This window comes from Ruegeria sp. HKCCD7251, from assembly GCF_013031165.1.
GTDB lineage: Bacteria > Pseudomonadota > Alphaproteobacteria > Rhodobacterales > Rhodobacteraceae > Ruegeria.
In genome coordinates, this window is record NZ_WPZC01000004.1 from 143,268 (window position 1) to 165,971 (window position 22,704).

The 22,704-nt window shown below is 57.7% G+C and carries 18 protein-coding genes; 8 read left to right on the forward strand and 10 right to left on the reverse strand.

What is annotated here, in order from left to right; all coding sequences use genetic code 11:
* Positions 1-78 precede the first annotated feature (78 nt).
* Positions 79-2,514, reverse strand: a complete 2,436-nt coding sequence (locus tag GOX75_RS12215) for an FAD-dependent oxidoreductase (protein ID WP_171123462.1) — start codon at positions 2,512-2,514, stop codon at positions 79-81.
* 183 nt (positions 2,515-2,697) lie between these two features.
* Here GOX75_RS12215 and GOX75_RS12220 point away from each other — a divergent pair, with 183 nt between their 5' ends.
* Both GOX75_RS12220 and GOX75_RS12225 read left to right on the forward strand, forming a co-directional pair.
* Positions 2,698-4,215 carry a trimethylamine methyltransferase family protein gene (locus GOX75_RS12220; RefSeq protein WP_171123464.1) on the forward strand — a complete coding sequence of 506 codons (1,518 nt, stop codon included), beginning with the start codon at positions 2,698-2,700 and terminating at the stop codon, positions 4,213-4,215.
* A gap of 60 nt (positions 4,216-4,275) precedes the next feature.
* Positions 4,276-5,244, forward strand: coding sequence for an agmatinase (locus tag GOX75_RS12225; protein WP_171123466.1), 969 nt, complete (start codon positions 4,276-4,278; stop codon positions 5,242-5,244).
* Here the strand turns inward: GOX75_RS12225 and GOX75_RS12230 are convergent.
* From GOX75_RS12230 to GOX75_RS12245, 4 genes are all read right to left on the reverse strand, one after another.
* On the reverse strand, positions 5,241-6,215 hold the full coding sequence (locus tag GOX75_RS12230; RefSeq protein WP_171123468.1) for an arginase family protein: 975 nt from the start codon (positions 6,213-6,215) through the stop codon (positions 5,241-5,243). The genes GOX75_RS12225 and GOX75_RS12230 overlap by 4 nt on opposite strands.
* Positions 6,216-6,265: 50 nt before the next feature.
* Positions 6,266-7,855: a proline/glycine betaine ABC transporter permease gene (locus tag GOX75_RS12235; protein ID WP_171123470.1), complete on the reverse strand. Its 1,590-nt coding sequence runs from the start codon at positions 7,853-7,855 to the stop codon at positions 6,266-6,268.
* Positions 7,848-8,885, reverse strand: a complete 1,038-nt coding sequence (locus GOX75_RS12240) for a glycine betaine/L-proline ABC transporter ATP-binding protein (protein WP_171123472.1) — start codon at positions 8,883-8,885, stop codon at positions 7,848-7,850. The genes GOX75_RS12235 and GOX75_RS12240 overlap by 8 nt, the downstream gene beginning before the upstream one ends.
* 84 nt (positions 8,886-8,969) lie before the next feature.
* Positions 8,970-9,920, reverse strand: coding sequence for a glycine betaine ABC transporter substrate-binding protein (locus GOX75_RS12245; RefSeq protein ID WP_171123474.1), 951 nt, complete (start codon positions 9,918-9,920; stop codon positions 8,970-8,972).
* Positions 9,921-10,390: 470 nt separating this feature from the next.
* Between GOX75_RS12245 and GOX75_RS12250 the strand changes: the two genes are divergently transcribed.
* Positions 10,391-11,116 (forward strand): glutathione S-transferase family protein, encoded by a 726-nt coding sequence (locus GOX75_RS12250; protein WP_171123476.1) that lies wholly within the window; start codon positions 10,391-10,393, stop codon positions 11,114-11,116.
* Here GOX75_RS12250 and GOX75_RS12255 read toward each other — a convergent pair.
* Entirely contained in the window at positions 11,113-11,982 is an 870-nt protein-coding gene (locus GOX75_RS12255; protein WP_171123478.1) for a LysR family transcriptional regulator, read from the reverse strand. The two genes, GOX75_RS12250 and GOX75_RS12255, sit on opposite strands and share 4 nt — an antisense overlap.
* Positions 11,983-12,083: 101 nt before the next feature.
* On the opposite strand from GOX75_RS12255, the gene GOX75_RS12260 reads away from it, so the two are divergent.
* The 5 genes from GOX75_RS12260 to GOX75_RS12280 are packed head-to-tail and all read left to right on the forward strand — an operon-like array spanning position 12,084 to position 17,835.
* Positions 12,084-13,529, forward strand: coding sequence for an aldehyde dehydrogenase family protein (locus GOX75_RS12260; protein WP_171123480.1), 1,446 nt, complete (start codon positions 12,084-12,086; stop codon positions 13,527-13,529).
* On the forward strand, positions 13,529-14,506 hold the full coding sequence (locus GOX75_RS12265; protein WP_171123482.1) for a membrane dipeptidase: 978 nt from the start codon (positions 13,529-13,531) through the stop codon (positions 14,504-14,506). The genes GOX75_RS12260 and GOX75_RS12265 overlap by 1 nt, the downstream gene beginning before the upstream one ends.
* Positions 14,503-16,188 (forward strand): hypothetical protein, encoded by a 1,686-nt coding sequence (locus tag GOX75_RS12270; RefSeq protein WP_171123484.1) that lies wholly within the window; start codon positions 14,503-14,505, stop codon positions 16,186-16,188. Before GOX75_RS12265 ends, GOX75_RS12270 begins: the two co-directional genes overlap by 4 nt.
* Positions 16,185-16,814: a DUF3726 domain-containing protein gene (locus GOX75_RS12275; protein ID WP_171123485.1), complete on the forward strand. Its 630-nt coding sequence runs from the start codon at positions 16,185-16,187 to the stop codon at positions 16,812-16,814. The genes GOX75_RS12270 and GOX75_RS12275 overlap by 4 nt, the downstream gene beginning before the upstream one ends.
* A 10-nt stretch (positions 16,815-16,824) precedes the next feature.
* Positions 16,825-17,835: an Ldh family oxidoreductase gene (locus tag GOX75_RS12280; RefSeq protein ID WP_171123487.1), complete on the forward strand. Its 1,011-nt coding sequence runs from the start codon at positions 16,825-16,827 to the stop codon at positions 17,833-17,835.
* Between the two features lie 18 nt (positions 17,836-17,853).
* Here the strand turns inward: GOX75_RS12280 and GOX75_RS12285 are convergent, their stop codons facing one another.
* The 4 genes from GOX75_RS12285 to GOX75_RS20245 all read right to left on the reverse strand — a co-directional run bounded on the left by GOX75_RS12285 (position 17,854) and on the right by GOX75_RS20245 (position 22,704).
* A complete protein-coding gene (locus tag GOX75_RS12285) occupies positions 17,854-19,632 on the reverse strand; it encodes a Tad domain-containing protein (protein WP_171123489.1) in 1,779 nt (592 codons plus the stop codon).
* A gap of 401 nt (positions 19,633-20,033) precedes the next feature.
* Entirely contained in the window at positions 20,034-21,386 is a 1,353-nt protein-coding gene (locus GOX75_RS12290) for a HAMP domain-containing sensor histidine kinase (protein WP_171123492.1), read from the reverse strand.
* A complete protein-coding gene (locus GOX75_RS12295) occupies positions 21,383-22,042 on the reverse strand; it encodes a response regulator transcription factor (protein ID WP_171123494.1) in 660 nt (219 codons plus the stop codon). The genes GOX75_RS12290 and GOX75_RS12295 overlap by 4 nt, the downstream gene beginning before the upstream one ends.
* Before the next feature lie 38 nt (positions 22,043-22,080).
* Positions 22,081-22,704, reverse strand: a complete 624-nt coding sequence (locus GOX75_RS20245) for a PepSY domain-containing protein (protein ID WP_217354431.1) — start codon at positions 22,702-22,704, stop codon at positions 22,081-22,083.

Consider the following 22,704-nt stretch of genomic DNA (forward strand, 5'->3'; position numbering starts at 1 on the left):
TTGTTTCGATTACCTCGAAACAAGCCAAGCAGAGAAATGTCCGTTCGGCAATGGTGATGTTGTTTATTCGGCCCTAACCTAAGACCGAGCCCGTTCAAGATTTGGGTCGTAGGGCGAGGCCGGGACGACGGTGACCGCCACATGCTCGCCACAACGGTCCAACACCATTTCGCTGCCGATTTCGGCCAGTTCCGGCTCAACAAATCCATGCGCCAGGTTAAGGCCGACTCGATGCCCCCATTCGCCAGACGTGACCGTACCAACCACCCTATCCCCCTGCATGAGCGACCCTCCGGGATGCGCGGGGCCTTGCGATGTGTGCACCTGCAAGACAACCAGCTTTTTGCGAGGTCCGTCCGTTTGCCGCGCCTCCAATGCCTTGCGCCCAGTAAAGTTGCCTTTGTCCAGCTTCACGAACCGATCCAAGCCGGTTTCAAAAGGATCAAACTCTGTAATTAAGTCGGATTTCCAATGCAGGAAGCTTTTCTCCATACGCATCGAGTCGACAGCGCGTGCGCCAAACAACTTCATGCCCATGGGTTCACCGGTCTGACGTAAAGCCAAGTAAGCAGCATAGAGCGATGCGTTGGGCACATGAATTTCATAGGCCAGTTCGCCCGAGAAACTAACACCCATAACGGTGGCGGGGGCGATCCCGACAAAACACTCGCGAACGCTGAGCCATGGGAACGCCTGGGCCGACCAGTCGCCGCGGGCGCAGGCGGACAGGACATCGCGCGCCTTGGGGCCAGCAAGGATCAGGATGGTCTGATCGTTGGTCAGGCTGCGCAGGTGGACGTCTTCGTCAGCCCGCAAATGGCTGGTCAGCCAGTCCATGTCGTGAAATTCGCTGGCCGCTGCCGATCCGTACCAGATACGTTCAAGGCCCCGGTCACTGGCGGGCAGATTGGCCACCGTCGCCTCGGCTTTGATCATACCGTGATGGTTCAAAAGATAACCCAGCCCTACCCGGCCGTCGCGGCGGGTAACCGCGCCGCAGAACATCCGATCCAGAAACGCGTGATGATCTGCACCCGTGATCTCGATCCGACTGAAACCGTTCACCTCGGCCAGCCCCACATTGGTCTGGACATTGGCAACCTCGGCGGCCACCAGATCGAAGGTTTCGTCAAAATCGAAACTGTGGCTGGGCGCGAAATCGGGCGCGGGCTTGATGTAATCCACCCTTTCCCACCCGTTGACCACGGTGAACTCGGCCCCCTCAGCCGCCAGAACCGGGGTCAGAGGGGTCGTCTTAGCGGGTCGCCCGGCGGGGCGGTGTTCATGCGGAAAGTGAAAGCGGAACTCGTTTTGGTAATCCTCGATGGCTTTTAGCGCCGTCAGTTCGACATTCGCGTGACCCGTAAACCGGCGGGGATCAAGGCACCACGTGTCGTAACACGCCTCGCCATGCACGATCTGTTGCGCCAATAGCCAGCCGTGGCCGCCGCCCTCGCCCAGACCGGCGCGCAGGCCGATGATACAGAACGCATTGCGCTTGCCCGGGATCGGCCCGACCAAAGGCGCACCGTCGATCGTATAGGTGATCGGGCCGTTGACCACCGTATGCACGCCCACCTCCATCAGCGCGGGCATCCGGGCAAAAGCGCCCTCCAGCACATCCGTCACGCGGTCCAAATCGTCGGGGCACAGCGCATTGACGAAGTTGGGGTCGATCCCGTCCATACCCCATGTCTTGCAATCCTGTTCGTAGAACCCCAGCAACAACCCGTTCTTTTCCTGCCGACAGTAGTAATCGCTGATCGGGCATCGCAGCAGAGGCATCCTGTGGCTGGCATCGCGAATGGCCGGAATCTCTTCGGTCAGGAAATACTGATGCTCCATCGAGGCGACGGGATGATGCACCCCCATCATCGCGCCCACCTCGTTCACGCGATAGCCACCCGCGTTGACGACGATATCGCAGTCGATATCGCCCTTTTCGGTCTTCACCGTCCATGTGTCATCGGCGTGCTGTTTCAGCCCGATAACCGGCGTGTTGCGATACACCTCGGCCCCTGCCTTGCGGGCCCGGCGCGCCAACGCCTGACACAGCTGGGCGGGGTCGATATCGCCGTCCATCGGATCCCACAGCCCGCCAATCAGATTCTCGGTCGAGATCAGAGGGTGGCGGCGCGCACATTCCTTGGCATCAATCACCTCGAACTGCACGTCCATCCCACGCGCCATTGATGCGAAATGGCGATAGCCCTGCATCTGCGCTTCGGTATTGGCCAGCCGGATGCCGCCGTCGCCATGGTGATAATTGATCGGATAATCCGGGTCTTCGGCCAGTTCCTTATACAGCCGGATCGAGTGCGATTTCAGCCCGACCATCGTCTGGTTCATTCCAAAGTTCGTCACCTGCGCCGCCGAATGCCATGTGGTGCCCGAGGTCAGCTCGTTCCGCTCGACCAGAACCACATCGCTCCACCCCTCCTGCGTCAGATGATAAAGGGTCGAACAGCCTGCAATCCCGCCTCCGATGACAACGACTTTGGTGCGTGATTTCATGGACGTGGCTCCTGCTTTGCTGCCCACAAGTCTTGCGGAACAATGCGCGCCCGCGACAAGCCGCCCAGTGCTTGTATTGAAAAATCGAAACCGCGATTGCGGATTCTGCAAATTGCACTTGGCCTTTGCCAAGCGCGTGAACCCGCGCTTAGGGTTCAGGTAACAGGGCAAGAAAGGAACCGGATGAGCACGGGCAGCAAACGAAGCGGTAGACGCGCCCGGCACGCGAAGCGCGCGGCGGCCCCTGTGATTGATCCCTGCCCGCCCGGTCAGATCGGTGGCGCCTTTAAGCCGCTGACCGACCTTGAGATCACGCAGATTTACGATTCCGCCCTGCGCCTGCTGGAAACCCTCGGGATGGGAGAGGTACCCGCTCGGCTGGCCCGCGACCTGCGCGCAGCAGGGGCGAGACCCGGACCTGACGACCGATTGCTGTTCCCGCGCGCCATGGTCGAACAGGCCATTCAATCCGCCCCCAAACAATTCACCTTTCACGGCCGCGATCCCTCGCGTTCGATCGAGGTGGGCGGAGACCGGGTGTATTTCGGCACCGGCGGCGCGGCAGTTCAGACGCTGGATATCGACACGGGGCTATATCGCCCCTCAACCCTGACCGATCTGCATGATTTCACCCGGCTACAGGACACGCTGCCCAATGTCAGCTGGTTCACCCGGTGCTGCGTGGCGACCGACGTGCCCGACAATTTCGATCTGGACGTCAACACCGTTTATGCGCTGATCCGCAACACCACCAAACCAATTGCCACGTCCTTTACGCTGGCTGAACATGTCGCGCCCATCGTCAAGATGCTGGATATCGTCGCCGGAGGCCCCGGCGCGTTCGCCGCGCGCCCGTTCCTGAAGGCGCATATCAGCCCGGTCATCTCGCCCCTGCGATATGGCGAGGATGCGGTGGACGTGGTCTATGAATGCGTCACCCATAACATCCCCATGTCCTGCATCACTGCGGCACAAGCCGGTGCGACGGCCCCGGCCACGCTGGCCGGGTTTCTGGCGCAATCGCTGGCCGAAACACTGGCCAGCCTTGTCATGGTCAACACGATCAAACCGGGCTTTCCGATGGTGTTTTCCAACTGGCCCTTCATCGTGGACCTGCGCACCGGGTCTTTTGCGGGCGGCAGTGGCGAGACGACGATTCTGAACGCGGCCTCGGCGCAGATTTCCAATTGGTTGGGGCTGCCGTCAGGTGTGGCGGCCTCAATGACCGATGCCAAGGCGATTGATGCGCAATACGGGGCGGAGAAAGGTATCACCTCTTTGGCGGCGGCGCTGGCGGGCGGGAACCTGATCTATGAAAGCTCGGGCATGACCGCATCGCTGCTGGGGGCCAGTTTCGAGGGCTTCGTGCTGGACAATGAAATGCATGCCCACACCTATCGCGCTCTGCGCGGGATCGAAGTGACCGAGGAAAACCTCGGGTTCGAAGCGATCTGCCAGTCGGTTCTGGGCGACGGGCATTTTCTGGGCAGCGCGCATACCTATGACGCGATGGAGCGCGATTATTACTACCCCGAACTCGCCGACCGGACCGAGCCGCGCACCTGGGCGGATGAAGGCGCAAGCGACGCATGGACCACCGCCCGCGCCCGCGCGCAAGAAATCCTCGACACACACAATCCCCAATATTTGACGCCTGAACAAGATGCGGAAATCCGCGCCCGGTTTCATATCCTTGATTGACCTTCCCCAACCCATCCTCGGCGGCTAGGGTCGGCGGGACTTGCGACGAATGAGGCCCCGATGACCGACCCCTTCTTTCAGCCCGTCTCAGCCATGGAACTGGCGCGCTTTGCGGGCGTACCCACCTTCATGCGCCTGCCCGGCATGACGCTGGATCACGCGCGGATCGCCGAGGTTGATATCGGGCTGGTCGGCATTCCATGGGACGGCGGCACCACAAACCGCCCCGGTGCGCGCCACGGGCCGCGCCAGTTGCGGGATTACTCGACCATGATCCGCGCGATGAACCCCGTGACCGGGTTTGCGCCCTTTGCGATGATGAACTGCGCCGATCTGGGCGACGTGGCCCCGAACCCGGTAGATATCGAAGATACGCTGGACCGCGTGGCATCGTTCTACACCGACCTAACCGCTCGCGGCATCACCCCCCTGACCGCCGGAGGGGATCACCTAACCACCCTGCCCGTTCTGCGCGCGCTGGCCAAATCCGGCCCGCTGGGGTTGATCCAGTTCGACAGCCATACTGACCTTTTTGACAGCTATTTTGGCGGGCATAAGTTCACCCATGGCACCCCGTTCCGCCGGGCCGTCGAAGAGGGCTTAGTCGATCCCAAACGCTTTGTTCAGGTGGGCATTCGCGGCACCGCCTATAACACCGAGGATATCGAGTGGGGCGAGGCCCAGGGCATCCGTATCATCCGAATCGAAGAACTGTTCGACCGCGGCATCGGCGATGTCATGGCCGAAGTGCGCGGTATTGTGGGTGATGCGCCGACCTATTGCACCTATGACATCGACTTCGTCGACCCCACCTTTGCCCCCGGCACCGGAACGCCCGAGATCGGCGGCCCAAACAGCTTTCAGGCCCAGCAGGTTATTCGGGAAATGTCTGGGATCAACCTCGTAGGGGCCGATTTGGTTGAAGTTTCTCCACCCTTCGACGCTTCGGGCGGCACCGCGTGGCTGGGAATATCATTGATGTTCGAACTGCTCTGCGTTCTGGCGCAAGCCGTGGACGCCCGCCGCTAACTGACGTTTTCGGCGATCATCGAGATCATCTCGAACATCACCGCCGCTGCGGTCAGGGCGGTGATATTGTTCGGGCTGTCCTTGGTGGGCATCATGCAAACCACGTCTCCGCCCACAATATTCAGCCCGCGCGCGGCCCGCAAAATACCCACGGCTTCGTCAATATCAAACCCCTTCTCGCCGGGCTCCAGATTAGACACCGCAGGCGCGACAGAGGGGTCAAGGCAATCCAGATCAAAGGTGATATAGACTGGGCGATCGCCTAAAACTTCACGCGTCTGCGCCACTACATCCGCAAGCCCGCGCTGTCGGAACTCGCGCATGGTGACGATGTTGTAGCCATAGTCATAGGACGGTTGCAGCCAGTCCAGACTGCGCGGATGACCCCGCAGGCCGATCTGCATGGACCGCGTTGGATCAACTTGCCCCTGATCGGCCAGATAGGCGCCCCAATGGGCGGCGGATTTCTTGGCCCCCAGAAAGTGATCGACCTTGGTGAACACATCCGTATGCGCATCCAGATGCAGGAAGCTGATCGGCTCACCTTTAGCCAGTTGACCACGCCCCAGCGCCTGCACGATACCGCCGGTGATCGAGTGATCTCCGCCCACCGACACAGGCCGCGCCCCCGCTGCGTCGATGTCCTTGTAAAAACCCGTGATGCGTTCGATACAGTCCTCGTTGTCATTAGCGCGCGGAAAGGGCACGTCGCCTACATCGGCAATCTTGGCGCGGGCCCAAGGGTCGATTTCGAACACCGAATGCACCCGTCGCTGCACGGCCGAGACATGGCGCAGCGCGCGGGGGCCAAGGTGCTGATCCCGCTCGGTCGTGCCGTTGCCGGTGGAATGGGGCACGCCGACCAAGGCGATATCCTGCCCCTCGGGGCCGGTATTGGGACAGCGGAACAGGGTCGGCACGCCCCACCAATACAGGTTATCCATCATCGACTGTTCATAGCGGTCGGTCATCTGCATCCCCTTCAAGAAAAACGCCCCCGGGCTGGCGGGGGCGCATATGTTCAGATTTTCTCGTCTTCTCGCCGGAAAGCCCCCTGCACGATCCGGTCGATGACCATGGCGCAGAACAGGATGGCGAAGCCGCCCAGCAGACCCGGACCCTTGGCCGCGTATTGCAGCGCCTCAAGGATTTCCTTGCCCAGACCGCCGCCGCCGATCAGCGAGATGATCACCACCATCGACAGGCACATCAGAATGGTCTGGTTCACCCCAGTCATGATCGAAGGCAGCGCCAATGGAATTTCGACATCCTTCAGCAACTGCCATTTCGAAGCGCCAAAGGCGACCGCAGCCTCTTTGATGCTTTCCGGCACGCCGCGCATCCCCAAGGCCGTCAGGCGGATCACAGGTGGCATTCCGAAAATGATCGTGGCCAGAATGCCCGGCGGGTTGCCGGTGCCAAAGAAGGCGATGATCGGGATCAGGTAGACGAAGGCGGGCAGCGTCTGCATCAAATCCAGCACCGGTTCTGCCGCACGATAGGCGCGCTGGGACTTCCCGAACCAGATGCCCAGCGGGATGCCGAAGATCACGCACAGGATCACGGCAGCGCCGACCAAGGCCACTGTCTCCATCGCGACGTCCCAGTACCCAAGAAGCGCGATATAGGCCAGCGACGCGGCGGTGAAGATCGCAACCCGAGGGCCTGCTGCACGCCATGCGGTGACACAAATGACCAGCATGACAACGGGCCAAGGCGACCCGATCAACGCAATCGTCAACGCATCCAAAACCGAGCGGACGCCAGCCACGATCCCGTCAAAAACGTCTCCACCCGCCGCTGCAGCAGCATCAATCTTGGCTTCCATCCAACTGGCGAGGGCAGAAAACAGTGTTCCGTTGCCTTCGCCAAGAAAGATCGCGGAAACCTCTTGTTCCGGGAATGCATCCAGCAAGGGCAGCGATGCGTTGACCGTGAATTTGTACACGATCAACGGGCCGATCGCGGCGATGAGAACCGCGCCCAGCACGGTGTTCCTTCTGGACTGTCCGCTTTCCGTGCTGCCCGGATCAATACGCCATTTCGAATATTGCTTTTCGTAGACCCGATCTGCGTAGAAACCCTGCACCAGTTTGAAAACCAGCAACATCAACAGACCCGTGATCAGAATCCCTGCCGCTTCGGATTGCGCGGCAGCCGCCCTTTCTAGGCTGGTGTCCGCTGCTTTTTGGATGTTCTCGGCCAGCTTGGTAAAGCGGTCGATATCGGCCTTTTCAGTGGCATCCGCTGCACGTGCCATCAACTCGGCCGCCCGTTCCTGTTGGCGCGCGGCCCGTTCCGCAAAATCAGCGCCAGGATTGCCCCAGGCACCCCGGCCAATCTGAACCCACGCGATGATCTCAAGGATCAGGAAGGTCCAAAACATCCCCCAGATCGCGCGCGAGGCCGACCAGAATGGCCCCAGCACGGCGGCCCACAAGTTGAAGGTATTGGGTACAGGGCTCGTTGCATCATGGATCTTGTGAAACGCATTGACGTAATAGTCGCCATTCGGTCCGACGAATTCCTTGATCGAACAGTCCAGCGCCTCGCGGTCGACTTCGATATCAGAGGCGGCTGTAACTTTCAGCTCGGTGGTTGCGTCAGTCATTTTTGCCCCCTTGAATACCACGCAGCAGGCGCGGCTTGGTCACGATCCCCACGTCACTACCTGCATCCGTTATGACCACTGGCATCTCGGTATTCACCGCTAGGTCGATCAACTGGTCCAGATCCGCGCCCTCATCCGCGCGCGGCGCGCCGTCGAGTGACCCGGAATAGCTGCCCATCGGCTCCATGATCGAGTGCGCTTTGACGAGTTTGAGTTTCGAGATGCCCTGCACAAATTCGCGCACGTAGTCGTCTGCAGGGTTCATGACGATATCTTCGGGAGTGCCGATCTGAACGATCACACCGTCTTTCATGATTGCGATGCGATGTCCGATCCGGATCGCCTCGTCCAAGTCGTGCGTGATGAACAAGGTCGTCTTCTTGAGCTGCGCCACCAGCGCCTTGAACTGATCCTGCAACTGCAACCGGATCAATGGGTCAAGCGCCGAGAACGGCTCGTCCATCAACAGGATTTCCGGGTCCGAGGCCAATGCGCGGGCAATACCGACGCGCTGCTGCATCCCGCCAGAAAGCTCTTTGGGCAGGCGATCTTCGTAACCGGTCAGGTTGACGAGGCTGAGAGCATGGTCAGACACCGCCCATCGCTTGGATTTCGGCACTTTGCGGATTTCCAGAGGATACGCCACGTTGTCGCGCACCGAACGGTGCGGCATCAGCGCCATGTGTTGAAAGACCATCCCGATTTGCTGCGCCCGAATGCGGCGCAATTCAGACTCGGAGATCTTTGAGACATCCCGCCCCAGAATTTCGATCTTACCCGCGGTCGGCTCAATCAGGCGATTGACGTGACGCACCAGCGTCGACTTGCCAGACCCCGACAGGCCCATGATACAGAAAATCTCGCCGCGCGGCACTTCGAAGGTTGCGCCCTGCACGCCGACAACGCAGTTGAAACGCTCCAGAACTTCAGGTTTTCCAATGCCTTCGCTGCGAACGGCGGCCATGGCCTCTTCTGCCCGTGCGCCAAAGATCTTCCAGACATTTTCCAGTTTTACGACAGGTTCGTCCATTTGCCCCTCATGTGCAGGGCTTTGCCCCGGCATATAAGAAAAGGGCCGCCGCGAACTGTCGCGACGGCCCCCCGATTTTGGATGTTAGTTGGTGAGCCAACCGATGACTGTGTCTTCGTTATCCGCCACCCACTGCCGGGCGAAGTCAGCCGCTTCGACATTGTCGACAGCCAGCGCCTTACCCATCGCGCTTAGGTCGTCGCCCTCCATCTGGTAGTTGCGGAACAGGGCCGCCACTTCGGGATAGCTTTCCTCCAGCTCCTTGGCGTAATGCAGATGGAGTGTCGCGCCATTCCATGCCGAAGATGCCTCAGACTTGGCCAGCCAATCCGGATCATCGGTCGGCTGAACAATGGTCCATGTGGCCGGATCATGCGCGGGCTCTTCCAGAACTGTCAGGTCCTGCGTCACAAAGATGTAGTGGGGGCTATAGCAGAACCCGATCCACGGATCGCCTGCCTTGGTCGCGTTGGCGAGGTTGGCATAGGCAATTGTCTCTTCATACTCGGTCAGGTCGAAAACCTGGTCATAACCGTAAGACTTGGCCCGAATTTTCTCAACCACGGTCGAGGCCCAGCCCGGCGCGCCGATCCAAACTTCTGGCGTGCCGTTACCGTCCGTGTCAAAAATCGCTATCTTGTCGGGGTCGCTCAGATCATCAATAGATTTGATGTCGTGCTGTTCGGCGATATAGGTCGGAACACACATACCCTGTTCGGCTTGCACAGGGTTTTCGTTCATAACGACTGTGCCGTTATCCTTGACGTATGTGTCATGCAGGTTTTGCTGGTTCGGCATCCAGACCTCGGGGTGCACGTGCATCGACCCGCTGTCCATAGCCTCAAATACAATTGGGTTGGTTCCGTTCTGCAATTCCACATCAAGGCCTAGGTTTTCCTCGATAACGACTTCTAGGATATGCGCGGTGGCATTCACCGATGCCCAGTTCGGCACACCGATCACGATGTCCGCAGCAATGGCAGGACCGGCTGCGACAACTGTCGCGCTTCCCAATAGCGTGGCTAGTTTTTTCATCAGGTTTCTCCATGTTGGGCGTTCACGGTGCTGTTTTTTGTCCGATCTGGGTCGGTGTCGCACTTTGCAAACAGTATCAAAAAGCAGTAGCTTTCCGGTTTTTTTGACCAACGGCTTGAGGTGCCGGAATGGTAGGAAAACTCAAGCACGCTTGCGCGCCGCCCATCAAGCGTTACGTAAACCAAAACAGCGTATGCGAAATTATCATATATTTGTTTCGGTTTATTGCGATTTGACAACTTCGGATTCTGTGTAAGCCTCGGGCAAAGCTTCGCTGCGCCGATACAGGCCATCGAAAAAAGCACGCGCAAACTCAATATTCAAATAGCTCACAACCGAATGAATTCGCCACTGGAAACTGAGTGCCAGCCCGACCAAGTGGGCGGTAAACACGTTGAAAATTCCGAAGATCGAGACAGATTAGTTATGGTTTGAAGCCCATTTGGCCCAGTTATTCGCAGAGGTAGACGATGTCGCAGCCTGATATTCATCTTTACACCGCTGGAACGATGAACGGATACAAGCCCGTCATCTTCTTGGAAGAAGCGGGCGTTCCCTACGACCTGACGCATATCAACTTCTCAAAACAGGAACAAAAGGCCCCGGACTATCTGGCGCTGAATCCCAACGGCAAGATCCCTACGATCTTTGACCGGTCAGAGGGGCGTGCGATCTTTGAAAGCGGCGCAATCTTGTGGCATTTAGCCGAAAAGTACGGAAAGTTCCTGCCAACCGATCCGGTCAAACGGTCCGAGGTTATGCAATGGGTCTTCTTTCAGGTGGGCCATATTGGTCCGATGATGGGTCAGGCCATGTATTTCCAGCATATCGCGGCCCCGAACGGCCACGAAGAGCCGTTTTCGATCCGCCGCTATGTCGACGAAAGCCGCAGGTTGCTTGAAGTCATGAACACCCGGCTGGAAGGGCGCGACTGGATCGCCGCGGATGAGTACACAATCGCTGATATGATGCTTTACCCGTGGGCGCGCGCCTATGTCTGGGCCCGGGTCGAGGTCGATGGCTTACCGTATCTGAATGCCTGGTTCGAACGCATGGACGCACGCCCCGCTGTTCAAAAGGCGCTGACAATACCCAAGGCAAATCCTCAGTTCTGGGACGCGGCGGCGGACGCATCGGCCTTTGCAAAAGAAAACGCAGCGCGTTTTGCCGGAGATGTAAAGTCAGGCTCGGACTAGGAGCCGTGCGACAGAATAAATTCGGTTGTCGCATTGGTCAGATCAGGAAAGCGGGACCGTTCGCTTACATACAAATAGACCTGCCGTTGTTCCGGCAGGTCTTTGATCGGACGGAACGCCGTTGCTTCAGGAATGTAATCGGCGACGGTCTGCGGCAGAACCGTCACCCAATTCCCTGTCCGGACCATAGTGATCAAGGAATGTGTGTTGTGAATGGTGATGTCGGCCTGTCCGATCGCCTCATGAAAACGCGGCGACTGGATCAAGTCACACAGCGCATTCCGAATGAACGGCACCGATAGAATATCGTCAATCACCAGCGGGCTAGTTTGTGTCATCAAGGGGTGGTCCACGGCGCAGACAAGGCCAAACCTGTCTTCAAACAGCGGCAGAGCCGTCACACCGTTCAACGCATGGTGCCCCGAAGCAATGCCTATATCAGCCTTTCCTTCGGTCAACGCGTCCAGCACTTGCGCGGTATCCGTATCCCGCAGTTCGACCTTCACGCCCGGAAAATTCTGCGTCATGTGCTGCAAAACTTTGGGAAATACGATTGCCGCCACCGATGGCACGGATACGATCCGCAACAATCCGTGTTCAGCGTTCACAGCGGCTTCGATATCCAGAACCGCCTGATCGAACTGACGCAGTTGCTTCAGGCTCAAGTCAAACACCTGCTTACCCAGCGGGGACAGGCGGTTTTTGCGCTCACCTTCGAAGAGCTTCTTACCAAGGTGATCTTCAAACTGCTTCAGCGTCATTGAAACGGCGGACTGGGTTCTACCCAGCCGATCGGCGGCCTCCATCAGGTTGCCGGTTTGCGCCACGGTGCAAAAGCACCGCAATGTCTCAATCTTGATAGGCATACTTCAGTTTTTCTGAATTTTAATCAATTTATTTGAATTTGACTGATACCTCAAGGCCCCCGCACTCTAAGCGCGACCAAAATACGACTCTGGGGCGCATTGTGACCAAATTGAACCTGATTGCCGGCGAATGGCTGGCAGGTGAATCCGAAATCGAGAACCGCAACCCATCGGACTTGAGCGATCTGGTTGGCACTTTCGCGCAGGCCAGTGCAGATCAGTTGGACGCCACGCTGGACCAGGCGCGTGCCGCGCAGGTTGAGTGGGCTGCCTACCTTCCCGAGCGCAAGCAAGCGGTTCTGAACACCATTGGCACCGAACTCATGTCCCGGGCTGAGGAACTGGGCACGCTACTGTCGCGGGAAGAGGGCAAGCCACTGGCCGAAGGCAAGGGCGAGGTTTATCGCGCCGGTCAGTTCTTTAGCTATTACGCCGCTGAATGCCTGCGCCAAATCGGTGAGAACGCCGACTCTGTCCGCCCCGGCGTTGAGATTGACGTGCGGCGTGAACCCGTGGGCGTTGTCGCCATTATCAGCCCGTGGAACTTCCCCACCGCGACTGCTTCGTGGAAGATCGCACCGGCGCTGTGCTATGGCAACGCAGTGGTTTGGAAGCCTGCGAACATCACCCCGGCCTCGGCCGTAGCGCTGACCGAAATCATTGAACGGCAGGACATCCCCAAGGGTCTGTTCAGCCTTGTGATGGGGTCAGGGCGCAGCATCGGTCAACGATTGGTGGAAAGCCCCAAGGTGAACGCGATCTCTTTCACCGGATCGGTGCCTGTGGGCAAGGGCATTGCCGCCGCTGCCATTCAGAATCTGACCAAGGTACAAATGGAGATGGGGTCCAAGAACGCGCTGGCCGTGATGGACGATGCCGATCTGGACTTGGCGGTGACACTGGCGCTAGGTGGCGCATTCGGCGGCGCCGGGCAGAAATGCACGGCCTCGTCGCGTCTGGTCGTTCACGCACGGGTCCACGATGCGTTCGTCGAAAAGCTGATCGACGGGGCGCAGGCCATGAAGGTCGGCCACGCGTTGGAGGATAGCACCCAGATGGGGCCGGTCGTCAGCGAACAGCAGTTGCAGGAAAACCTCGCCTATGTCGAGATGGGCAAGTCCGAGGGTGCGGAACTCGCCTGCGGTGGCGCGCGACTGCAGATGCCCCATGACGGGTTCTACATGTCGCCGGGTGTGTTTCTGAGCTCCACCAACGACATGCGCATCAACCGCGAAGAAATGTTCGCGCCGCTGACTAGCGTCATCAAGGTCGGCAGCTATGATGAGGGGCTGAGCGTCGTTAATGACACCAATTTCGGCCTGACCTCGGGCATCGTCACCAAATCTTTGGCCCGCGCCACCCATTTCCGCCGCAACGCGCGCACTGGCGTTGTGACGGTCAACCTGCCCACCGCCGGCACCGACTACCACGTGCCGTTTGGCGGGCGCGGAGACAGCTCATACGGGCCGCGCGAACAGGGCAAGGCGGCAGCGGAATTCTACACCACAGTCAAAACCGCATACATCAGCGCCGGGACGCCGGTCTAATGCGCATCGACGGTCTGCAATACGCCAACTGGTCGGAAAAAATTTTCCGGCAAATGCGCGAAGGCGGTGTGGACGCGATCCACGTCACCATCGCCTATCATGAAAACTTCCGCGAAACGGTTCTGAACTTTGAAAAGTGGAACCGCTGGTTCGAGCAATACCCGGACCTGATCATGAAAGGCCGCTGGGCCAGCGATATCGACACGGCGCGGAAAACCGGGCGGACGGCGGTATTCTTCGGCTTTCAAAACCCCTCGCCCATCGAAGACGATATCGGTCTGGTCGAAATCCTGCACGATCTGGGCGCGCGGTTCATGCAGCTAACCTATAACAACCAGTCCCTGCTGGCGACCGGGTGTTACGAGGCAGAAGACACCGGCATCACCCGCATGGGCAAGCAGGTGATCAAAGAAATGAACCGCGTGGGCCTTGTGGTCGACATGAGCCATTCCGCAGACCGTTCGACCATCGAGGCCGCTGAGATTTCGGATCGTCCCATCGCCATCACTCATGCCAACCCACATGACTGGGCCCCCGCGCTGCGCAACAAGCGCGATGCGGTGATCCGGGCCGTGACGGAAAACGGTGGGATGCTGGGCTTTTCGGTCTACCCTCATCACCTGAAAGACAAGTCTGCCTGCACATTAGAGAGCTTTTGCGAGATGATCGCCCGCACTGCCGACAAATTCGGCGTTCAGCATCTGGGGATTGGCACCGATCTGTGTCAGGACCAGCCCGACAGCGTGGTCGAATGGATGCGTGTGGGGCGTTGGACCAAAGAGGTCGACTATGGCGAAGGCTCGGCCTCGGCCCCCGGTTTTCCGTCGATGCCCAGCTGGTTTCAGGACAACCGCGATTTCGGAAATATCGAGGCAGGGCTGCGCGCGGTTGGTATGAACGAAGTTGAGATTTCGGGTATCATGGGCGGTAACTGGTACCGTTTCTTCGACGAAAATTTCGGACCAATGGGGAAATGAACGTAACCGGACGCCATATCGCCCGCAGAGACCCCGCTCAGGTCATGCGCCTGTCGCGGCTGGGGTCGCTGCACCAATGCCGCCTCAGCTTTATGCGGCAGTTGACGCGACGCATGGCGCGCGAAGAATGGACCTTTACCCGACCTGCTTTTGACATCGACGCAAACGGGGTCGGCCACGCCGTCTATACCGCACAAGGCCCGGACCATGCCTATTCGCTGGTCGCCTTCGCACATGACCTGCCCCCCGAAAAACGCTCTGACCGGGTGATTGCCGAAGCTTGGGATGCCACTTTCACTCTGTTCGACGGCGTTCCGACCGCGCAGGATATTGAACGCCTTGGCCAGAACGTTCCATTGCAGGAGGCTGGCCGCGTCAGTGAGCACGAGCTGTCCCTGTCGCGCGCAAACCGTTCTGTGCGCCTATGGGCACACGTCGTCGACAGGCTGGCCGATGGTCAACAACCGGACCTCGATCAAATTTACGACGTCGGCTACCTGATGCGCACGACGGCCGTGTACGGCTCTGGCAAATTCGGCGCGGCGGACCGGGAAAAAACCGCTGGCCGCCCGGAATTTAACGCCCCGTTCCAGACCGAAATGCTATCGGTCTACCTGACCCGCACATTTGTCCGCGATCTGGTTCAGCACATGGCCCGTGTCAAAGGCGGCGAGAATACAGCCGATCTGGACCCCGACATCGCCCGCTGGCTGGGCATTGGCAATTCGACAGGGCTGGGTATGGCGCCGTTTATCGTTAACCATCCGATCCTGTTCAACAACTGGATCATGGTGCGCGAAGAGGCGATCTCGCGCGTGCGGTCCTTGCCCAGCGCCTCTGACGCGGAAATTGCGCAGTTCCAGAACATTTTTGACCGCAGCACATTGTCGATGTCGTGGTGGCGATCCGAGCATCCTGTCCAAATCAGGAAACTGGCGGCGTTGACCTCAGACATTCAGGCAATCTCGAAACATCTGGACGGGGATGTCCTGACGCAGGACGCCCCGTGGGACCGGCTAATCACATGGGCTGAGGACGCGCTCAGCGAGGAAGGTCAGGAACTTCTCGCGTCGCTGATGCTGGAGCCCTATGGCGATCTGGTGGACGGGTTGGCAAGTTGCATGGCCGACAGCAACCTGAATGCGCAAATCATCGACGGTGCGATGCCGGTGTCCGAGGTCCGCGAACTGATCCTGAGCAACTTTGACTGGGCGCTTGAACTGGATTGGGCGGCCGAGCCGAATTGCGCCCGCGCCTGGTATGTGTCCGAGGAAAAGCTGGAACCCAGATTGGGTGAACGGTTTGAGGAACCCATCGCCGAATACGAGCAACCCTTGGCCCCCGCGCGGGACGCTGCAACGGCGTATAAGGAGCTTGCTGACTGGGACGGCGAGACCCCGATCCGCGACTTCTTGTTGCAGCACCCGGAACATCGGCACACCATCCGGCGCGTACAGATCGGGCGTGTCGCCCCCTACGGAGAAATCCGCGACAATACGATCAGCGCCGATGTCATGCCCATAGACATGTTGCGTGCCAAGCTTTCGTTCTTTGGCGCGACGCATTTCGATCCGCGTTCCGATCGCTGGGTTCGGATCTGCATGTATGCGGGCGCGCCCTATCCCGAAGAATTGTCTGATGACACGGCGGATACTTGGGTCTACCTGGAGCCTGCAGCATGAGTTTTTCGCTAAACGAGATTGAGGCGACCTCCAAACGTGCCGCCCGTGGCGCTGGTTACACTTGGGGGCATGCGGAAGAGGCGGGAAAGGCGACCCGCTGGCTTTGCGCACAAGGGTTGGACGGCGTGGCGGCGCTTGCATCTTTGCTGCAGCAAGATCTGTCGCGCTCGCCCGAAAAGCACGTGCCCTGTAATTCTGGCGAAGGCTGGGCCGGAACGGACGTGCTGTGTCCGCTTGCCACTGGCTGTGCGCTTTCAGACAGCGCGTTGGTATTAGAGGCCGCACCGGTCACGTTGACCAATGTTACGACGCCGACCCTATTGCTGCCGTTCGTATCCAACGTGGCACGCATATTGAACAAAAGCGTCGCGATCACGATCGACGGCACGGAGGCACAAACTGATGGGATTGCCCTGCACCTGACCGGGCCGATGCCGGATCAAGCCCAATCCGTTACTGTGCGGTTAGAACAGGTTGCGCCCCCGACCCAACGGCAGCACTCACGCGCAACACCTGATCCTGCGGCTTGGTCCGCTCTGACGGGCTTTGCCCATCGCACCTATGCCCCCGCGACCGAGGAATCCCGCCTACGCGGTGCCGGAGCGGGCCTGTCCGACAACGATTGAAGAGGTTGAAATGGTTGAAACTCGCACCCTGACCCTGACCGAAATCGAAGACCTCGCCTTTCGCGCACTTGTTGCAGCCGGTACCAGCGAGGCCAATGCGCGCCCTCTGGCCATTGCCACAGCCGCAACCGAGGCAGACGGCGTCGCCAGCCACGGCCTCGCCTACATCCCGATCTATTGTGAACATGTTCAGTGTGGCAAGGTCGATGGAAAGGCCGAACCGGTTCTGTCGCGGCCCCGACCCGGCGTGGTGGCGGTGGACGCTGCCACAGGATTTGCGCATCCGGCAATTGACGCCGGGTTTGATGCGCTGATCCCTGCCGCGCGTGAACAGGGCATCGCGGCGCTTGCCATCCGCAACAGCTATAACTGCGGTGTCCTTGGGTATCATACCTATCGCCTGGCTCAAGCCGGTTTGGTCGGATTGGGCTTTACCAATGCACCGGCATCCATCGCGCCATCGGGCGGCTCCAAGCCCGTGGTTGGAACCAATCCTTTCTCGATCGCCGCTCCCGGCACGGACGGCCAACCTGCCCTTTTGATCGACCAGAGCGCCAGCACCATCGCCAAAAGCGAAGTCATGAAACATGCCCGTGAAGGAAAGCCCATTCCCGTTGGCTGGGCGCTGGACGCTGACGGCAACCCCACGACCGACCCGAATGTCGGTCTCAAGGGCTCCATGGCGCCTTCGGGGGGCTACAAGGGTGTGGGCGTCGCGTTGCTTACCGAAATTATGGCGGCCGCTTTGACAGGAGCGACCTTGGGCCTGAACGCGTCACCCTTTTCCGGAACGGCCGGAGGGCCGCCCAAAACCGGGCAATTCTTTATTGCCGTCGACCCGTCGGCCACGTCCGACGGCGCATTTGCATCAAGTATCGCCGAGCTTGTCTCGGATATTCGTTCACAAGACGGGGCGCACCTGCCCGGGGACGGGAGGTGCGCCAAACGCATTGCTGCGCAGGAAACCGGAGTAGCTGTCAACGTCACCACACTGGGCAAGATCGAAGCAATTCTCCAGTAACCGACCTTTACTCTGACCTCACTGGATGAGTCTCAGTTTCTGGATCGAACCTGCGATGGATACGAACGAGTCGATGATCTCATCACCCGTTACTTCGTAGTAATGGGACGGCGATGAGGCGCACGCTTTGATTTCGGCGGCTGCCTGATCGGACGTTTCGAAAGCAACGGCATAGATAATCACGTTATTCGCTTTGGCCAATTCGCACTGCTGCTTGAACAGTTGCAGGTTCGTCGTCTGCGAAGACGTAATGGTCGTGTCTTCCGTCGGGCGGGATATCAGTTCCGTCAGACCGTTTTCCTCTTCCATCTGGTCGGTGGGGCGAACCTGCGGGCTTGTGCGGCCGTCCGTCATGATCACGATGTATTTCGAGGTGTCCTCATGATCCCAGTTCAGCGGGCGGTTCGCGAACTCTGCCGGAATTTCACCTGCTGCGCTGAGATGCGCGAAGGCGTCACGTGACGACGGGTCCAGCAATGCCAGCGCGTATTTCAGGCTGTAGTTGGTTCCGGTACCGTCAAACAGGCGCAGATTGTCGATGAAGTTGTTCAGCAGAAGCTCATCGTTCTGGGCGTACTTGATGCTCATCTCATCATCAGGGCACCAACCCCAGTTCTGAGTGGTTTCATCATAGTCCCAGTTCACGAAATAAGGCACCTGAACATTCGACGCCGACGGAAGCTCAGAGGTCATGAAGTCCGAGTATTCCATCTCAAGACAGGACGACACATTGTTTGGAATGGTCGAAACGTAGGAGTAGAACTCGTCGAATTGATACTCCAAATCCACCTGATTGAATTTGGTAGACCCGTCAGTCGTAACCGTATGATCAAGGCTGAAGTACTGCGTAGTCTGTTTACCGCCTTTGATGGATGCCCCGAGCATCGTAGCAGTTTCCGGCAGGGCCGCAGTTTTGGTGATGATGAAGTCCTTCACGTAGTGATGGTAGGTATCCACGTCATCTTTGTTGAAAAGTTCAACATCGTTACCCGGATACCCTTCAATTTTCGCTGAAAAATCCGCTACACCATCACTCGGACTATCTGTGTCGAACCAGAAGACGACGTTCGACACGTCCTGCTCCCATTCCTGGAAGTGGTCTTCTTCGGTCGTTGTCCCAAAACGCTCGCCACCCAAGTATTCAAACATTGTGGCGCCCGGGTTGGTTTGACCTGCGAATGGAACCACATTGATCGAAGTTTGTTTATCAGATTTTTGACCAGTGCTTGGGTCCTCGTTCCTGCTCAGGCTTTTTGTGATGAAAGCCTTGGCCGCTGCCTGCATCAACTCCATGCGGTTGTTGCTTCCCATACTGCCCGAAATGTCGATAACCAGGGAAATTTCGGTATGCGGAGCAGCTTCATTTGCCGCAGATGATACGTTCATCGGCAGCGAATCCACACCGCTGAATTGCATGAAATTAGTAGAGAACCTTTTCGACAAACTGGCGGTAACAGTACGATCCAGATAGTCATCCTGAACACTGATGCTGTTTTGGTACTCTCCCAACCCGCGCACGTCCAAATGGGCTTGCACAACTTCTGCCGGGTCCAGCTTTTGCTCAAGGCTGGCGGCCGACAGCACGGCATTATCAAGTGTCCACTGAAGATTGGCGCGGTCGCGCTCATAGTTCATGACGTCCACTGCAATGCCCGTCAAAGCAAAGATGGCGAGAAACAGGAACACCGCAAAAATAGTTAACCCACCATCTTCTTGGGTCGCAAAAGATTTTGCTTGTTCCTTAGGCAACAAAAAACGTTGCGATTTCGAAGACCCCCAGACACGTCCTGACGACATTTCGCTCTCCACTACATCAAGATATTTTTGACAAGATGCGGGATGAATTTGCCGTCAAGAAGTCGCCCATTTGGCATTTAGGCTACCCGAAATTAACCGCTCATTAATCAAAGATGAACGGATTTTTTACCCTAAATGAACACACTGAATTGCAAAACTCGCTCTGTAATCGTGAAAAATATCTGAGAAATTCAATTTCTCTCGTCATTCGAAATGCAGCACCAAGACATTTCTGTTTCCAGCACATTTTTGGCCGGGTTAATCATTTTTGACGATAAATAGATGTCGGCCAATCAGAGCAAAACCCACTGGCTTTCCTGAACAAATTCGTTGCCAGCCAAGCGCAATAGATTTTATCTTGTTACTGTAATTCCAGGCTATTTATCGAAATGGAAATTCATTCAGGACACGGCCTTTCCGCTTCCAGAATAAACGATCACGCGGCACTCCAACCCTCCAAGCTTCTTGGATCTTCCCAAGTCCAGCTTCGCGCCATAAGCATTAAGCAAATCGACCGCGATCGCCAGTCCCAAGCCGCTGCCTGTGACCGAAGTATCCAACCGCCCCCCGGATCGCAAAGCTTCGCGCCGATCTTCTTCGGTTATTCCCGGTCCGTCGTCTTCTATGCAGATTTCGATGGTCTTAGATTTTGATTTCGCCGACACGCGCACCGTGGACTGGCACCACTTCAGGGCGTTATCCATGAGATTACCCAAAACCTCTTCAATATCCTGCGGGTCCATACGCACCCACAGCCCCGAAGGGCGGGTAACCTCGAATGTTTTGCCTTCTCTTTCCGCCATAGACGAAAACAAACGCGCAAGCCGGTCGATCGAGTTCGACAGGTCCGTCTGCAAATGACTCAGTTCCGCCGTGTTCATGGCCCGCATTCTTGCCAGTGAGCGGCTGAGCTGCGCGTCAATTCTATCCAAGGCTTCTTCGGCAATTTCCGTTTCGGACCCACTTTCGGAAATGTTAATCAATTCGTTGCGCAAAATGGCCGTGGGTGTTTTCAAAGCATGGGCAAGATCCGCAGACTGTCTTCTGGAACCCGCGACAATATCGCGATTTCGGCGCGACAACTGTTTGAGTTCCTCAACAAGCGGCGACACTTCCTCGGGATAGTCTTCCGGCTTCAATCCTTCATCGGTGTCCCAACGATGGGCCACGTCGTTCCTTAGCTTTTGCAAAGGACCCATAATGACCGACACCAGCAGCAGTGAACCCGCAACGCCAATCAGCCCAAGCAGCGCAAAGGCTGGCAACAGGCTGCGCTGTGCTGCGCGCCTTTCTTCAAAAAGTTGCGCGCGGCTTTCAGCGACACTGACCCCCCAGACTGTTCCGTCTTCGTATGAGATTTCCTGATAAATACTCCGAACAGCCTCACCGTCCGGACCTGCCGTATTCCACAGGGCTGGTTCCTCTGACGCGGCCTCGGGTTCGGCCAATGTTTCGTCAAACAAAGAAGACGAGGTATAGATTTCACCGTCGCTTCCTGTCACTTGCCAGTAGCGCCCTGAATAGGGCGCACCATAGGCCGGATCAAACATCAAACCGCGCAATGCATCGGGATTTTCAGTCGTCACGCTCAGACCAACCACAAGTTGAGTATGGCGGTCGCGAAGAGCGGTATCAAACTGGTCCGACACTCTTGCGTTGATATAGGAAAACACGGCCAGAGTGCTCACTCCGACGGACACGGCACCGGATAGAACCCCCCCCAACAATGCCCGCTCACGAAGTGAAAACATCATTCGCTGTCGATCATGTAACCTCGGCCCCGGACCGTTTTGATCAGGTCGGACCCCAGCTTTTTGCGCAAGCGCGTAATGAAAACGGCAATCGTGTTTGAATCCCGATCCCCGTCATATTCATAGATATGTTCCGAGAGCTCCATTCTGGAAATCAGGCGACCACGGTTGTGACAAAGATAGCCAAGGACCGCAATTTCCTGAGCGGTCAATTCAACAGGGACCCCTTTGACGGTCACGCGACCGTTCTTTGGATCCAGAACCACATCACCCATTTCGATCAGGGGATTAAGTTGCCCACTTTGGCGACGCAGAATTGCACGTATTCGCGCGGCCAATTCCGGCATGTGGAACGGTTTGACCATATAGTCATCCGCGCCGGCGTCCAAACCATCAACGCGATCACTCCAGCCGTCTCGGGCGGTCAGGATCAAAACGGGGGTCTTAACGCCTTCGTCGCGCCATTCGCGCAGAACCGAAATACCGTCCCGCTCTGGAAGGCCAACGTCCAGGATTATGACGTCGTAAGGTTCAGTTGACCCCAAGTGAAGGGCTTCCATTCCGGTGCGGGCTATATCAACCACGCGCCCTTCAGCATTCAGGAGCTTCTTTATCTGAGCGCACAGGTGCGGCTCATCTTCTGCCAGTAATACTCTCATGCGAAAAAGTTACAGGTATAGTCGCAATTGTTCATCAATTATCTTCTTCCGCCACCACTGTTTCCGTTTCCGCCACCATTGCCGCCGCCGCCGTTACCACCACCGTTGCCACCGCTGTTTCCACCACCGTTGCCACCGCTGTTTCCACCACCGTTGCCACCGCCACTGTTTCCGTTTCCGCCACCACCGCTGTTGCCACTATTCCCGCCGCCATTGCCGTTGCCGTTCCCGCCGCTATTTCCGTTTCCACCACGGTTGCCAACACCGCGATTTCCTGAAAATCCATTCAGGTTGGCCTGGGCTTTCGCGGTTGCCGAGTTACCAAGATTGGATTGCGCCGCTTCTTTTATTTGTTGGCCCACGCGGGACTTGTTCGGCACCACTACCCCGGTCTTTGCGTCCACTATCACACTGATAATGCTACCATTCGGCTTTTTGACCAAAATACGGTAATAGACCCCGCCGGCTTGGAATGCCCGAGCATCAACCGGGGTTCCGCCGAATATTTTCTCGACACCTTTGATTACGTTTTTCAGACGAATTGCACCACCTGATCTTGTGACTTTACGCAGTTCAGAATGCTTAAGCTCGCGTGGCGCAGCATCCCCCTCTCCTACAAGGAGAAGAGAAGCACAGACCACTATCGCAATATGCTTCATCAT